This window comes from Nitratireductor basaltis (assembly GCF_000733725.1).
Classification (GTDB): Bacteria; Pseudomonadota; Alphaproteobacteria; order Rhizobiales; family Rhizobiaceae; genus Chelativorans; species Chelativorans basaltis.
Genome location: NZ_JMQM01000001.1, coordinates 2287279 through 2299637 on the forward strand (window position 1 = coordinate 2287279; position 12359 = coordinate 2299637).

Annotated in this window: 11 protein-coding genes; 6 read left to right on the forward strand and 5 right to left on the reverse strand. The window is 61.4% G+C overall.

The window, feature by feature from the left end:
• Positions 1–4: 4 nt before the first annotated feature.
• Together EL18_RS11045 and EL18_RS11050 are read left to right on the forward strand one after the other, a co-directional pair.
• Positions 5–925 (forward strand): sulfite exporter TauE/SafE family protein, encoded by a 921-nt coding sequence (locus EL18_RS11045; protein ID WP_036482906.1) that lies wholly within the window; start codon positions 5–7, stop codon positions 923–925.
• Between the two features lies 1 nt (position 926).
• Positions 927–1709, forward strand: coding sequence for a TIGR02186 family protein (locus tag EL18_RS11050; protein WP_036482915.1), 783 nt, complete (start codon positions 927–929; stop codon positions 1707–1709).
• Here the strand turns inward: EL18_RS11050 and pdeM are convergent, their stop codons facing one another.
• From pdeM to EL18_RS11065, 3 genes are read right to left on the reverse strand one after another with little or no spacing between them, the layout of a single operon-like run.
• Positions 1710–2408 (reverse strand): ligase-associated DNA damage response endonuclease PdeM, encoded by a 699-nt coding sequence (gene pdeM, locus EL18_RS11055; protein ID WP_036482923.1) that lies wholly within the window; start codon positions 2406–2408, stop codon positions 1710–1712. It lies immediately after the preceding gene.
• On the reverse strand, positions 2405–4924 hold the full coding sequence (locus EL18_RS11060) for a ligase-associated DNA damage response DEXH box helicase (protein ID WP_081871157.1): 2520 nt from the start codon (positions 4922–4924) through the stop codon (positions 2405–2407). The genes pdeM and EL18_RS11060 overlap by 4 nt, the downstream gene beginning before the upstream one ends.
• Before the next feature lie 55 nt (positions 4925–4979).
• Positions 4980–5960, reverse strand: coding sequence for a methyltransferase (locus EL18_RS11065; RefSeq protein WP_051914209.1), 981 nt, complete (start codon positions 5958–5960; stop codon positions 4980–4982).
• 102 nt (positions 5961–6062) lie between these two features.
• On the opposite strand from EL18_RS11065, the gene EL18_RS11070 reads away from it, so the two are divergent.
• Together EL18_RS11070 and EL18_RS11075 are read left to right on the forward strand one after the other, a co-directional pair.
• Positions 6063–7070 carry a ligase-associated DNA damage response exonuclease gene (locus EL18_RS11070; protein WP_036484601.1) on the forward strand — a complete coding sequence of 336 codons (1008 nt, stop codon included), beginning with the start codon at positions 6063–6065 and terminating at the stop codon, positions 7068–7070.
• Entirely contained in the window at positions 7070–8659 is a 1590-nt protein-coding gene (locus EL18_RS11075) for a cisplatin damage response ATP-dependent DNA ligase (protein ID WP_036484604.1), read from the forward strand. The genes EL18_RS11070 and EL18_RS11075 overlap by 1 nt, the downstream gene beginning before the upstream one ends.
• Positions 8660–8662: 3 nt before the next feature.
• Here the strand turns inward: EL18_RS11075 and EL18_RS11080 are convergent, their stop codons facing one another.
• On the reverse strand, positions 8663–9847 hold the full coding sequence (locus EL18_RS11080; RefSeq protein WP_036482926.1) for a hypothetical protein: 1185 nt from the start codon (positions 9845–9847) through the stop codon (positions 8663–8665).
• 226 nt (positions 9848–10073) lie between these two features.
• Between EL18_RS11080 and dgcN the strand changes: the two genes are divergently transcribed.
• Together dgcN and EL18_RS11090 are read left to right on the forward strand one after the other, a co-directional pair.
• The gene (gene dgcN / locus EL18_RS11085; protein ID WP_036482931.1) at positions 10074–11069 is read left to right on the forward strand and encodes an N-acetyltransferase DgcN; all 996 of its coding nucleotides are present in this window, start codon (positions 10074–10076) and stop codon (positions 11067–11069) included.
• Positions 11070–11177: 108 nt separating this feature from the next.
• Entirely contained in the window at positions 11178–11381 is a 204-nt protein-coding gene (locus EL18_RS11090) for a hypothetical protein (RefSeq protein WP_036482939.1), read from the forward strand.
• A gap of 127 nt (positions 11382–11508) precedes the next feature.
• Here the strand turns inward: EL18_RS11090 and EL18_RS11095 are convergent, their stop codons facing one another.
• Positions 11509–12306, reverse strand: a complete 798-nt coding sequence (locus EL18_RS11095; RefSeq protein WP_036482942.1) for an FAD binding domain-containing protein — start codon at positions 12304–12306, stop codon at positions 11509–11511.
• Between the last annotated feature and the right edge of the window lie 53 nt (positions 12307–12359).

Sequence of the window (12359 nt, forward strand, 5' to 3'; positions counted from 1 at the left end):
GCGGGTGGGTATCTACCTCCCTATCGCGGAAATGTCCGTCAACATGGTGGTTCTGCTCGCCATGGGGGGTGCGGTCGGCTTTCTCTCGGGCATGTTCGGCGTTGGCGGCGGATTTCTCATCACCCCGCTTCTGATCTTCTACAATGTGCCGCCTGCGATCGCGGTGGCGACCGGTGCCAATCAGGTCATCGCTTCGTCGTTCTCCGGCGCGCTGGTCCATTTCAAGCGCGGCACGCTGGACTTCAAGCTTGGCGGCGTGCTGCTGGCGGGCGGCGTCGTCGGCTCTTCCATCGGCATCTATGTATTCGCCTATCTGAGAAGCCTCGGGCAGCTCGACCTCATTGTCTCGCTGCTCTACGTCGCTTTTCTTGGCTCCGTAGGATCGCTGATGATGATCGAGAGCGTGCGGGCGATACGGCGCACGCGCGGCGGCCAGGTCGCTTCGCTGCGCAAGCCCGGCCAGCACAACTGGGTGCACAAGCTGCCGCTCAAGATGCGCTTTCGCGCTTCAAAGCTCTTCGTGAGCATCATTCCGGTTCTGGCGCTGGGCGCGATCATCGGTTTCCTCGCCTCGATCATGGGCGTGGGCGGCGGCTTCATTATGGTGCCGGCGCTGATCTATCTGCTCAAGGTTCCAACCAATGTCGTGATCGGCACCTCGCTGTTCCAGATCATCTTCGTTGCGGCCTTCACGACCGTGGTTCACGCGCAAGCAAACCAGACGGTCGATGTCGTTCTAGCCTTCCTCCTGATGGTGGGCGGTGTTGCAGGAGCGCAATATGGCGCGCGTGTGGGCCAGAAACTGCGCGGCGAACAGCTTCGCGCGCTTCTGGCGCTTCTGGTGCTGACCGTCGCGCTGCGTCTGGCCTTTGACCTGTTCGTGCGTCCGGCAAGCCTTTACACGCTCGGCGGCGGGGGGGTTTGACATGCCGGCTCCTATCGCAATGGCTGCAGCGTTCATCGGACTGACCGCCTTTGCGGCTGCAGCGCAACCGCGCGATCCCGAAAGCATCCAGATCGGCCTCTCCACCGACAGCGTGGCGATCACCTCGAATTTCGCAGGTGCCAATCTCACCATCTTCGGAGCGGTGGACAATGCCGACCCGCTGATCGCGCGGCAGGGCCGCTATGATGTCATAGTCGTGCTTGAAGGGCCGGCCCGGCCCGTGGTGGTTCGCAAGAAATCGCGCGTTCTGGGCATGTGGATCAACACGCAATCGGTCGTCTTCAAGGATGTGCCTGCGTCCTATTCGGTGGCGATGACGCGCCAGCCGCAGGATATCACCACCCCTGCCGCCTATTCCCGCCTCGCGCTGAGGGCGGACAACATCCACCTGCAGCCGCTTGATCCCGACGGCAACCAGAACACGATCGAGGCTTTCACCGAGGCCTTGCGCGACCGCAAGAACGCGGTGGGTCTATATGTGGAGCAGCCGGGTGGTGTGCGCTTCCTGTCCCAGAACCTTTTCCGCGCGACACTGAAGCTTGCACCGAACGTGCCCGTCGGCACGCATCGCGCTCGTGCGTTCCTCTTTCGCAACGGGGACTTCATCCGCGAGACTTCAGCTGCACTCACCATCAAGAAGGCCGGCCTTGAGCAGCGCATCTTCGAGTTCGCGCATCAAAACGGCCTTGCCTACGGCCTTGCCGCAGTACTTCTGGCAATCGTCACCGGCTGGCTTGGCCGGGTGATCTTCCGCAAGGATTGATCAGGAAGGCTTCAGGGAAGAAGCGTTGATCGGATAGATCTGAGCGCCAAGCACATAAGCAATGAGCCGCTCGACGGTGAAGATTCCGGCAAATGCGCGATCCAGAACGTTCAGGTTTCCGGTCAGGCTTCCGAATGCAGGCATGATCAGGCGCTCGCCATCACTGGCAAAACATGCGCGTCGGACCGAGCGCCCCCGCCGCACGATGCGCGCGCCGGGATGCAGATGGCCGGCCACTTCACCAGAGGCCTTGCCGCTTGTGGGCTCGTGACGGAAAACAAGCGCGCCAAGCGCCAGCGCCTCGGAACAGAATCCACCCAGTTCTTCAGGCGGTTCGGGGTCGTGGTTGCCGGAGATCCAGCACCAATCGCGTCCCCTGATCTGCGCGTTGAGGCGATCACGGAATATCTGCGGCAGATGGCCCGAGCCGAGCCTGTCATGAAAGCTGTCGCCAAGGCTGATGACGAGCCGAGGCTGATAGCGCGCGAGCACGCCATCCAGCCGATCAAGCGTCGCGGCCGTATCGTAGGGCGGCAGGAAACGGCCGCGCCTGGCATAGGCAGCACCCTTTTCCAGATGGAGATCGGAGATCACCAACACGCGGTCGTCCGGCAAGTAGAGTGCACCACTTGCGTCACAAAGAACGGTCTCGCCATTGAGAGTGATTTCGGTCGCGGGAGGGCGGGCTATCGGATTCATTCGTGCATCGCCTCCTCGATCAGATCATCAGCAGCTTCGCGCAGGAGCGCATCGTCGCTCTCACCCGGCACGGCTTCCTTGCCGATATCCAGAAGGATCGGCACGGCCAGCGGGGAGACGCGTGACAATGATTTGTGCATGATTCGGCCACGGGTGCGCGACAGCATTTCGCCGAGGCGCGCTATGTCGAGCAGACCCGTGGCCGCATCCCGCCATGTTGCCTGAAGCAGGATGTGATCCGGCTCATGCGCGCGCAAAACGTCATAAATAAGATCGGCAGACACGGTCACCTGCCGTCTGCTTTTCTCTTTTCCCGGATGACGTTTCTCCACCAGGCCGGAAATCACCGCACAGTTGCGAAAAGTGCGCTTCAAAAGCCAACTGTCAGCCAGCCATGCCTCCAGATCGTCGCCCAGCATGTCTTCATCAAAAAGTGCATCAAGCGAAAGCAATCCGTTAGAAATCATCGCGCTCATGTCGTTTATCGACCAGATTGCGAGAGCATAGTCGCTGGCCACGAAACCAAGCGGCCTTGCGCCCGCGCGCTCCAGCCGACGGGTGAGCAGCATTCCCAGCGTCTGATGCGCCAGACGCCCCTCGAAAGGATATGCAACCAGATAGTGTTTTCGCCCGCGCGGAAATGTCTCAATCAGAAGATCGCTTTTTTTCGGCAGTACCGAACGCAGTTCCTGGATCCTGAGCCATTCGGCCACCTGTTCGGGCAGCGCGTTCCAGCGGTCGTGATCGGCCAGCATGGCGCGCACTTGTGATGCCAGATAGGTGGAGAGCGGGAACTTGCCGCCCGCATAGGACGGCACCATTGCATCCTGCCCGGAGGCGTTGGTGACGTAGCACTCGTTTTCGCGAATGCCTTCAAAGCGCAGGACCCGACCGGAGAACATGAAAGTGTCGCCGGGTGCCAGCGTTTCGAGGAAATATTCCTCCACCTTGCCCAGCACCATGCCGCCGCGCGGGCTTCCTGCCTTCGCGCCCCGGCGCGTCAGGCGAACATTGAGCATGGGCGCCTCGATGATGGTTCCGACATTCAGGCGGTATTGCTGGGCGAAACGGGGATGGCTGATGCGCCAGCGGCCATCCTTCATCTTTCGGATCCGGGCATAGCGCTCATAGGTCTGCAGCGCATAGCCGCCATTGGCGACGAACTCGATCACGCGCGAAAACGTGTCGGCGTCGAGCTGCGCATAAGGTGCTGCAGAGATCACTTCCCGGTAGAACTCATCCTCGTGAAACGGCCCTGCCGCCGCCCTGCCCCAGACATGTTGAGCGAGCACGTCCAGCGAGCCGTCCACCAGTGGTGGCGTATCTTGCGCACCGAGATAATTCGCTTCAAGGGCGGCACGGCATTCCATCACCTCGAAGCGGTTTGCGGGCACAAGGATCGCGCGGCTCGGCTCGTCCATGCGGTGGTTGGAACGCCCGATGCGCTGCGCGAGGCGGCTTGCACCCTTCGGCGCGCCAACATGGATGACGAGATCGACGTCCCCCCAGTCGATGCCCAGATCAAGCGTGGAAGTGGCAACGATGGCGCGCAGCGCATTGTCCTCCATCGCCTTCTCCACACGCCTGCGCTGAGCGACGTCAAGCGAGCCATGGTGCAGCGCGATGGGCAGCGTATCCTCGTTGATGTGCCACAGCTCGCGGAAAAGATATTCCGCCTGACTGCGCGTATTGACGAAGAGCAGCGTCGTCTTGTGCTTGCGGATCTCCTCATAGATCGCAGGAATGGCGTAGCGTGCGGAGTGACCAGCCCAAGGCACACGCTCTTCCGTCTCGAGGATCGTGATGTGCGGCTTGGCACCACCGGCAACCGTGACCAGTTCCGCCATGGCTCCAGGCGGGTTCTGAGGCACCAGCCAGCGGCGCAGTTCGTCGGGTTCTGCCACTGTGGCCGAGAGGCCGAGGCTCTGGAAATCGGGCGCGAGCGAGCGCAGGCGAGCCAGCCCAAGCGCCAGCATATGGCCCCGCTTGGAAGTCACCAGCGAGTGAAGTTCGTCCAGAAGGACAAAGCGCAGATCCTTGAAGAAGCGATCCGCATCGGGCGAGGCAATCAGAAGTGCAAGCTGCTCAGGCGTCGTCAGCAGGATATCCGGCGGCTTGATCTTCTGGCGCTGGCGTTTCGAAGACGGCGTGTCGCCCGTGCGCGTTTCGATCGTGACCGGCAGGCCCATCTCCTCCACCGGCTTGGTAAGGTTGCGATGAATGTCGACAGCGAGCGCCTTGAGCGGCGAGATGTAGAGCGTGTGGATACCGCGGGCAGCCTCACCCGGTTTCGTCGGAGTGCGTGTGGCAAGATCGGTCAACGCGGGCAGAAACCCGGCCAGCGTCTTGCCTGCGCCGGTTGGTGCGATCAGGAGTGCAGACTTGCCCTGCCGCGTTGCATCCAGAAGCGCCAGCTGGTGTGGTCTGGGCTTCCAGCCGCGTGCGGCAAACCACCGCCCGAATTGTTCCGGCAGCAGGTTCTCAGGAATATCGGTCGGCGCTATGGGCTTGGTCACGCTCCAGAACTAAAGCAGAACATGCCGTCCGCCAAGACCAGCAGCTTCGCTTTTTCTACAGAGCCGGCGCGCTTTCGGTATCGGGCAGAGGTATGGCAAGTGCTGCCGCATCGCCCATCACATCACGTCTGGCGGTGCAGATGAGACCCGTTACCGGCTCTGCGCGATCCGTGCGGATGACTTCACGGCGACAGTCGACCAGCACCAGGCCGTTTCGCGCAAGCAAGCGTTCCAGATAGGGGCGGGAATGGGCAAAGCGACGCGAGGGGCGCAGGAAGAAATCTTCCTCGCCTGTATGTTCCTCGACCGAAAACGCGAAAACGCCATCGGCCGAAAGCGCATCCGCCACAAGCGGCATCACGCGGTCGAGTGCGCCCAGATACATGAAGACATCGGCCGCGACCACGAGATCGACAGAGGCACCCAGCCGCTCCACCAAGTTCAGATCCGACTGGGCGAGCCGGTCATAGAAGCCTTTTTCCTCGGCCTTTTTCAGCATCTCGCCAGAGATGTCCATGCCTTCCAGAAAGCTGACATGGTGCCGGAGCCGTTCGCCCATCAGCCCTGTGCCGCAGCCGATATCAAGAGCATGCGCGAAACCTGCACCTGCCTCGCGAGGCAGGCTTGCTATGGCTTCGGCCAGAAGCTCGGGGACGCGATAGTCGAGCCGTTCCACCAGCGACTTGTCGAAATCTTCCGCATATTGGTCGAAAAGCGCTTCGACGAAGGCGCTGGGCGGGGCCTCGATGCCGATGGATATGCCAAGAAGCTCCAGCCTCAATGTGGCCCCCAGCCGATCCTTCGGGTCGAGCCTCAGGCAATGGCGAAATGCGTCTGCTGCGGCCTCGCGATTGCCAGCCGCTTCATGCATTTCGCCCAGGCGATACTGGCCACCAAGCCATTCCGGCGCGCACTCCACCGCCTGCGCCATGAGATCGGCTGCAGCAGCATGATCGCCTGAAGCGGAAAGCATCTCGGCATAATCGGCACGGCGATCGGCAATCGGATCGCCCGAGGGTAGGAAGAGTGGCTTCATCTGAAGATGTTCGCAGAGAGTGATCGGCGCGCGCTTATGATGCAGCTTTTGCGTGCTTGCAAGCATCTTTCTTTCGCCGCTTCAGCGCCTATCTTGTTTCGCATGCAAGCACAGGATCTCCTTCGCCCGCGGCCGGAAGGCCTTTATTGCCCGCCGGGCGACTTCTACATCGATCCGGTGCGCCCGGTTGACCGCGCGCTCATCACCCACGGCCATGCCGACCATGCCCGCTCCGGCCATGCCCATGTTCTCGCGACACGCGAAACTTTGGACATAATGGCTATCCGCTATGGCAAGGATTTCGCAGGCCAGCGGCAGACCGCAAGGCTTGGCGAGACGCTCGACGTCAATGGCGTGAAAGTCACCTATCACCCGGCAGGCCATGTGCTCGGCTCCGCTCAGATCAGCGTCGAGCATAACGGACTGAAGATCGTGGCCTCCGGCGACTACAAGCGCCGCCGCGATCCGACCTGTCTGCCATTCGAGCCGGTCGCTTGCGACATCTTCATAACCGAGGCGACCTTTGCGCTGCCCGTCTTCGTCCATCCTCCGGTTGAAGAAGAGGTCGAGCGGCTTTTGCACTCGCTGAAGCAGTTTCCCGAACGCACCCACATCATCGGCGCCTATGCGCTGGGCAAGGCACAGCGGGTCATCGCCCATATACGGGCGGCGGGCTACACCGCGCCGATCTATCTGCATGGCGCACTGCAGAAGCTTTGCGATTACTATCAGCGGGAAGGCGTGGATCTGGGCGAACTGCGCGCCGCCACGATGGAGAATGCGAAGGACAAGCTGCCGGGGCAGATTGTCGTCGCGCCACCCTCGGCGCTGGCCGACCGCTGGTCACGGCGATTTGCCGATCCGCTCGACTGCTTCGCATCGGGATGGATGCGCATTCGCCAGCGTGCCAAGCAGCGCGGGGTCGAGCTGCCGCTGATCGTATCGGACCATGCGGACTGGAACGAGCTTTGCGAAACCATCCACGCCACCGGTGCGCGCGAGGTGTGGGTGACGCATGGACGCGAGGAAGCGCTGGTGCGCTGGTGCGAGCTGCAGGGTATAGCCGCCCGCCCACTTCATCTTGTCGGCTATGAAGACGAGGCGGAATGATGGAGCGCTTTGCCGAACTCCTCGACCGCCTGGTCCTGACGCCATCGCGCAATGGCAAGCTGCGCCTGATGGTCGACTATTTCCGCGACACGCCGGACCCCGACCGCGGCTACGCTCTTGCGGGATTGACAGGCGGGCTTGATTTTCCAGCGGTGAAGCCTGCTCTCATTCGAAGCCTCGCCACCGAGCGCATGGATGATGTGCTCTTTGCCTATTCCTATGACTATGTGGGCGATCTGGCGGAGACCGTGTCGCTGATCTGGCCGGGCAGCGGTGAAGAGGTGCAGGCGCCGACGCTGACGCAGGTGGTTGATCGTCTCTCCTCCACCAGCCGCTCGGACGCGCCAGCCGTGATGAGCGATCTTCTCGACCGGCTGACACCGTCAGGCCGTTTCGCCGCCATCAAGCTTGCCACCGGCGGGCTGCGTATCGGCGTTTCCGCGCGTCTTGCAAAACAGGCCCTGGCGCAGTTCGGGGACAAGGATGTGGCCGAGCTGGAAGAGCTTTGGCATGGGCTTGAAGCTCCATACGAAGACCTTTTCGCCTGGCTTGAAGGCTGGGCGGAGAAGCCTGAAAATGCAGCCAAGGCGCCTTTTCGCCCTGTCATGCTGGCCCATGCTTTCCAGGAACCCGACCGCGCGCTTGAGCCGTCGGATTATCGCGCGGAATGGAAATGGGACGGCATCCGCATCCAGGCGGTTTGTGAAGATGGCGTGCAAAGGCTTTATTCGCGCACTGGCGACGACATATCCGGAGCATTCCCCGATCTTCTGGAAGCGATGAACTTCAACGCGGCCCTGGATGGAGAACTTCTCGTTGGCGATCCGCGCGATCACACGGGTAGCTTTTCCGACCTCCAGCAGCGTCTGAACCGCAAGACCGTTTCAAAGAAGATGATGAAGGAGTATCCGGTCTTCCTGCGCTGCTATGATCTTCTCGTCGAGGGAAGTGAGGACTTGCGCTCGATGCCCTTTGACCAGCGGCGCAAGCGGCTGGAAGCCTTCATGGCGAAGCTTCCCGCGGAGCGCTTCGATCTCTCGCCGGTGGTTACCTTTTCCGATTGGGACGAGTTGGACCGGCTGCGCCACGAGCCGCCGCATCCGGTCATCGAGGGCGTCATGCTCAAACGCCATGATGCGCCATACCTTGCCGGGCGACCCAAGGGACCGTGGTTCAAGTGGAAGCGTGATCCATTCACCGTGGATGCGGTGCTTATGTATGCCCAGCGCGGTCATGGAAAACGGTCGAGCTTCTACTCCGATTACACATTCGGCGTCTGGTCAGGGCCACAGGATGACCCGGTGCTCGTGCCGGTGGGGAAAGCCTATTTCGGCTTTACCGACGATGAGCTGAAGCAGATCGACAAGTTTGTCCGCGACAACACGATAGAGCGTTTCGGGCCGGTGCGTTCGGTCCGAGCAAACCGCGATCACGGTTTGGTTCTGGAAATCGCCTTCGAGGGTCTCAACCGCTCCACACGCCACAAGTCAGGCGTTGCGATGCGTTTCCCGCGCATCTCGCGCCTGCGCTGGGACAAGCCGCCTCACGAGGCTGACCGGCTAGAGACGCTGGAAGACATGCTGACCTGAGGACTATTCGGCATCGTAGACCGTGACCTTGATCGAGTAGATGCCAAGTTCGCGCCCCTGACCTTCCACATCGGGAACGATGGCGATCGTGCCTCCGCTTTCGGGATCGACGTCGGGGAAGGTCCGCTCGAACAGATGATCGTTCTGCTGCGGTCCCACCACATAGCGAATGCGCCCGCAATCACCCAGATTGCCGAAATTGCATGATAGCGAAAGCTGCGTCTCCTCGCCTTCGCCGGCAGCGGCCGTGACATTGAAGATTGCGGTCTTGCCTGCAAGCTGTTCGAGAATGCCCTGGCCGACATCGAAGATGACCGCAGTATCCGTCTGGCCGGAGGAAAGGCGCATCAGCTGGCCTTCGCCGCTATCTGCAATCTGAGCCTGAGCGCCTGCCGGTGCCGCCACCGTCGTCGGGTCATCTGGTGAGAAAATGGTGATCCATGTCCGGTCATCGGGTGAGCCGCCGATGGGCGCACGCGCTTCGCTGCCGCTCCCGGGATCGTATGATTCCTCTTCGGTTCCGCGCGGCGGATTGGGAACGGAACCATCGCGTTCCGCCGCCGACTTCAGCAGGCCCGTATCCATGACCCACCATGCACCGATGCCCAGCATCGCCAGAATGGTCGTCGTGACGAACAGCTTTGCGAAGGGTCGGCGCGGGCGTTCATCGCGCGAAGCATGTTTCTTCTGCCGCCGCGATCTTGGCGCAACTGCCGCGCGTTCTTCGGGAGCCAGGCGGTCATCGGCGGCAAGTCCGCGCATTCCGGCGGTCTGCGGAGCCGCTGGCGCTGGTGCATCAAGAGCAGGCTCGCTGCGCTGAGGCCGTTCGGTACCGGTTTGGACCGTTGGTGCGGCAGGGTTCAACCGATCATGCGCGGTGACGGTTGGGGCTGCGGGAGATGGTGCTGTGGGTGCCTGCGCTTCCGACGCTGGCTGACGACGCCTTGGAATCGATGCGGCCACCGTCGCCGGAGGACCGGCGGGCACGAATTCCTTTTCGATCTGCGAAATGACCTGCAGCAGACGGGAGCGACGATCAGCCTTCTCCGCCGAGCTGAGATCCTGCTTTTCCGCAAGCGAGCGCTCGAAGGCGGAGAAGACCTGCCGGTACACTTTCTCGCGATGCGTCTTGTCCAGCGGATCACCGCGTTCCAGCGCATTTCGTATTGAGTTCTTGACCGACTCCAAACCACTTCCCCTTCACCCGGTAAATCAATCGTTAAACGCAGTTGGACCGGCGATCAACGCAGTTACGCGCGTCAAAGGTCCTGCGGGCAAGAGAAATCTGTGGCTAGAATGTATACTTTCGCCAAGGCAGGTGCAGTTCTGGACCAATCGGGTGCGCTTGACAGGCTGGCGGCATAACCGGCAGCTATCACGGAGAAGACTTCCACTTTTGAAAGGCGGGGCAGCCATGCTGAAGACACCGTATTTGCTCTTTCTCGGCGACGCGCCGGACCAGCTTGCGGCCAAGGTCGCACAGGGCATCAAGGACTGGCGTCCGGAGCATTGCGTCGGTCAGTTGCGGCTTGAAGGCTGCAAGGCGGATCTGGGCCTGCCGGAGCTGACCGTTGCGCAAGCGCGCGAAAAGGGTGCCGAAACGCTGATCGTTGGCGCTGCCAATCGCGGCGGTGTCATCTCTCAGAGCTGGCTTGCCACGCTGGTCGAGGCTGCAGAAGCCGGGATGGACATCGCATCCGGCCTTCACAACCGGCTGACTTCGCTGCCCGACCTCGTTCACGCTTCGAACATTAACAGCACGTCTCTTTATGATGTGCGCGTGCCGCAGCATGACTATCCGATAGCCGATGGCAAGAAGCGCAGCGGCAAAAGGTGCCTGGCTGTCGGCACGGATTGCTCGGTTGGCAAGATGTACACGGCTCTCGCCATGGAGAAGGCCATGCGCGAAAGGGGCATGAAAGCCACCTTCCGTGCCACCGGCCAGACAGGCATCCTGATCACCGGTTCGGGCGTTCCGCTCGATGCCGTGATTGCCGACTTCATGGCCGGCAGTGTGGAATGGCTTACTCCTGACAATGACGAGGACCATTGGGATCTCATCGAAGGTCAGGGAAGCCTTTTCCATCCGTCCTTCTCGGGCGTCACCATGGCGCTGGTCCATGGCGGACAGCCGGACGCGCTGGTGCTGTGCCATGAACCTACGCGCACGCATATGCGCGGCCTGCCGCATTACGGGTTGCCGAGCCTGGAAGCACTGCGTGATCTGTCCCTGACGCTGGCGCAGGTGGTCAATCCTGACGTGAAGGTGGTGGGTGTTTCGGTCAATACCGCCGCGCTTGATGAAGATGCGGCCGCCAGGTGCCTGGAAGAAATCGAGAGCCGCATGGGGCTGCCGACCGTCGACCCGTTCCGCAATGGAGCCGACAGGCTGGCTGAAGCCTTGGGCTGATCCGCCGCCAAAGCATCATCATCAACCGGGAACTAAATCCACTCCTGCTGAATTTTCCACTCACAAATCAAGACGGTGCGACCGTCGTGAGCAGAGAAAGGAAACAGCATGACACGTGAGCCGGAAGAGAGAACAACGGTTGTAACGACGGATAGCGGCGGCGGCGCCGGATGGTTCATCGTTGGTGCGCTTGTTGTTGCTGCGCTGGTGGCCGTATGGCTCTTTGGCGGCGGCGTGCTTGGTACGGGCGGCGGAGAGGCCGAGCTGAACGTGGACATCGACGCACCGAAGGTTGCGCAGCCTGCCGAATAGGCTGTCCTTGAGTTTCCCGCTCAAGGCTCCAGCATATGCTGTCCCTCGGGCCTTGCAAGCGGGAGCAAACAACCGGCCATCGGCTTCCTGCCATGGCCGGTTTTTTCTTGGCCCGGGCCGTCTCGGGCTAGCGTGCCGCTGCCACCGCGCGTTTGGCCATTACCTTGATCAGATTTGCACGGTATTCCGCCGATGCGTGAATGTCCGACATCAGGCCATCTGATGAAACGGACACGTTCTGAAGCGCGTCCTCGCTGAAGGAGCTGCCGAGGGCCTCCTCGATTGCGCCGACCCTGAAGACGCCATCCTCGCCTGCCCCTGTCGCCGTGACACGCAAACCACCATTGCCTTTCGCGACGAAGACACCGGTCAAGGCATAACGCGAGGCAGGGTTGGGAAACTTGGCATATCCCGCTTTTTCCGGCAGCTCGAACGAGATCGCGGTTATGACCTCATCTTCCTCCAAGGCCGTTTCGAAGAGGCCTACAAAGAACTCGTCGGCAGAAATCTCGCGGCTGTTCGTGTGGATGGTAGCGTTCAGTGCCAGAAGTGCTGCAGGATAGTCGGCAGCCGGATCATTGTTGGCAACCGAACCGCCAATCGTGCCCATATGGCGTACATGCGGGTCACCGATATGCGAGGCCAGATGGCAGATTGCCGGGCAGGCCTTCGCCAAAGCCGCATTCGCGGCCACTTCGGCATGGGTTGTCCCCGCACCGATCTTCACGCGGTTTCCGCTGACTTCGATACCCATCAACTCCGCGATACGGCGCAGGTCGATCAGGTCGCTGGGCGCAGCCAGCCGCGCCTTCATGGTAGGAATGAGTGTCTGACCGCCGGCAACGAACTTGCCATCGTCAGCCCCGCCCAAAAGCTTCACTGCCTCATCGACGGAGGAGGCGCGGTGATAGATCGTCTCATACATATCGTTTCTCCTCTGGAGAGCGAGTAGCGAATAGGGGTTAGCGAGTAGCCGAA

Excerpts from the sequence above, each read along its gene's own strand:
- EL18_RS11090 (WP_036482939.1), top strand. The coding sequence starts at position 11,178 with ATGACACGTGAGCCGGAAGAGAGAACAACGGTTGTAACGACGGATAGC.
- dgcN (WP_036482931.1), top strand. The coding sequence starts at position 10,074 with ATGCTGAAGACACCGTATTTGCTCTTTCTCGGCGACGCGCCGGACCAG.
- EL18_RS11075 (WP_036484604.1), top strand. The coding sequence starts at position 7,070 with ATGGAGCGCTTTGCCGAACTCCTCGACCGCCTGGTCCTGACGCCATCG.
- EL18_RS11050 (WP_036482915.1), top strand. The coding sequence starts at position 927 with ATGCCGGCTCCTATCGCAATGGCTGCAGCGTTCATCGGACTGACCGCC.
- EL18_RS11095 (WP_036482942.1), bottom strand. The coding sequence starts at position 12,306 with ATGTATGAGACGATCTATCACCGCGCCTCCTCCGTCGATGAGGCAGTG.
- EL18_RS11070 (WP_036484601.1), top strand. The coding sequence starts at position 6,063 with ATGCAAGCACAGGATCTCCTTCGCCCGCGGCCGGAAGGCCTTTATTGC.
- pdeM (WP_036482923.1), bottom strand. The coding sequence starts at position 2,408 with ATGAATCCGATAGCCCGCCCTCCCGCGACCGAAATCACTCTCAATGGC.
- EL18_RS11065 (WP_051914209.1), bottom strand. The coding sequence starts at position 5,960 with ATGAAGCCACTCTTCCTACCCTCGGGCGATCCGATTGCCGATCGCCGT.